The sequence below is a fragment of the Kitasatospora sp. NPDC091257 genome, from assembly GCF_044757675.1.
Classification (GTDB): domain Bacteria; phylum Actinomycetota; class Actinomycetes; order Streptomycetales; family Streptomycetaceae; genus Kitasatospora; species Kitasatospora lactacystinica.
In genome coordinates this window covers 1-1,664 of sequence record NZ_JBIVVI010001593.1, presented here as the reverse complement: position 1 = coordinate 1,664, position 1,664 = coordinate 1, and the positions used below count along the sequence as shown (strand labels likewise).

Genomic DNA, 1,664 nt, shown 5'->3' with positions numbered 1-1,664 from the left:
CCCGGGTGCGCACCGGGTCCGCCCCGAGTGCGCCTCAGCGCTTGCGGAGCCAGTCGCCGAAGGCCGCCAGGCCGGGGCCCGGGTCGCGGCGGCCGACGCCGATCCGGAAACGGTCGGCCGGGGTCGGGGTCAGCTCCGAGCAGAAGACGTCGGCGGGCAGCAGCAGCACGCCCGCCTGTTCGACCAGGGCGGTGCAGAACTCCGCCACGTCGCCCGGGCCCCGGTAGCGCGGGTAGGCGACGCAGCCGCCGTCCGGCGCGCGCCACTCGAAGAGGTCGGCGAACTCGGCGAAGAAGGCGTCGAACCGCGGCAGGTTCTCGGCGATGATCGCGCGGTTGCGGGCCAGGATGTGCTCGCGGGCGGTGATCGCGATCCGGGCCAGCACCTCGCTCGGCGCCGCGTTGCAGATCGTGGTGTAGTGCTTGGCCCGCTCCAGGCGCGAGCGCAGTTCCCGGTCCCGGCAGGCGATCCAGCCGATCCGCAGGCCGGGCAGGCCGAGCGACTTGGAGGTGACGTTGAGCGACAGGGCCCGCTCGGAGAGGTCGGCGGCCTGCGGCAGGGTGCGGGCCCGGTCGTGCTCCAGGCCGCGGTAGACCTCGTCCGAGAAGAGCCGGATGCCGCGCTCGTCGCAGAGTTCGGCCAGCCGGACGAAGTCGGCGGCGTCGATCACCTTGCCGGTCGGGTTGTTCGGGAAGTTGACCGACAGCACCCTGGTGTTGGGGCGCAGCGCCGCCTCGACCGCGTCCAGGTCCAGCGCCCAGTCCCGCTCCGCGTCCAGCGCGACGCCGGTGACCTCGCACAGCGAGAGCGGAACGGTCTCGGCGGACTGGTAGTTGGGGGTCAGCACCACCGCGTGGTCGCCCGGTTCGAGCAGCACCTGCATGGCGAGGTTGAGCCCCTCCTGGGCGCCGCCGAAGCAGATCACGTCGTCCTCGCCGACCTGTTCGTACATCCCGGCGACCGCGCGGCGCAGCCCGGGGTCGCCGAAGGTCTCGGTGTAGCCGAGGGCCAGGGTGTCCCAGGCCTCGCGGTCCTCGGGGCCGGCCAGGGCGAGCAGTTCGGCCATCGTCATGGTCTGCGCGTCGGAGGCGGTGAGGTGGTACCGGGCGGTGAACTCCCAGCGCGAGAAGTGGGTTTCGAGCCGGAAGTCGGGGAGCTGGGTCACTGGTGGTACTCCTTGGCGGGGCCCGCCGGGTGCTGCTTGAGCTCGGCGAGCAGGCTGTACGCGGTGGAACGGGAGATCCGCAGCGCGGTGGCGACGACCGGGACGGCGCGCCGGACGGCGAACACCCCGGCCCGGTCGAGTTCGGTCAGGACGGCGAGCCGGTCCTCGCGGGTGAACCGCTCCAACGGACGGCCCCGGTCGCGGACGTACCCGCCGACCACGTCGTTGATCCGCTCGGTCCAGTCGCGCTCGAAGAGCGGTTCGGGGCGCGGCGCGGTGGGGGCGGCGAAGCCGGCCAGCAGGGCGGCGGCCTGCTCCAGCGGGCCCCGGTCGAGGTTGACGCAGAGCACCGCCGTGGGCTTCCCGGCCTCGTCGCGCAGCACGGCGCTGACCGAGGAGAGCCGCCGGCCGTCGGGCAGCAGCTTCTCGTAGGGGCCGTAGACGTCGGGGGCGGAGGGGTCGATCCCGTCCAGTTCGCCGAGCAGCGAGGGGTCGCCGG

At 73.7% G+C, this 1,664-nt stretch carries 2 protein-coding genes; both read right to left on the bottom strand.

The features are described from left to right. Nucleotides 1-34 precede the first annotated feature (34 nt). On the bottom strand, nucleotides 35-1,165 hold the full coding sequence (locus tag ACIQOV_RS40585; protein WP_401056042.1) for an aminotransferase class I/II-fold pyridoxal phosphate-dependent enzyme: 1,131 nt from the start codon (nucleotides 1,163-1,165) through the stop codon (nucleotides 35-37). Continuing rightward, nucleotides 1,162-1,664, bottom strand: a 503-nt coding sequence (locus ACIQOV_RS40580; protein ID WP_401056041.1) for a helix-turn-helix domain-containing protein, incomplete at its 5' end; no start/stop codon positions are given. The genes ACIQOV_RS40585 and ACIQOV_RS40580, both read right to left, overlap by 4 nt.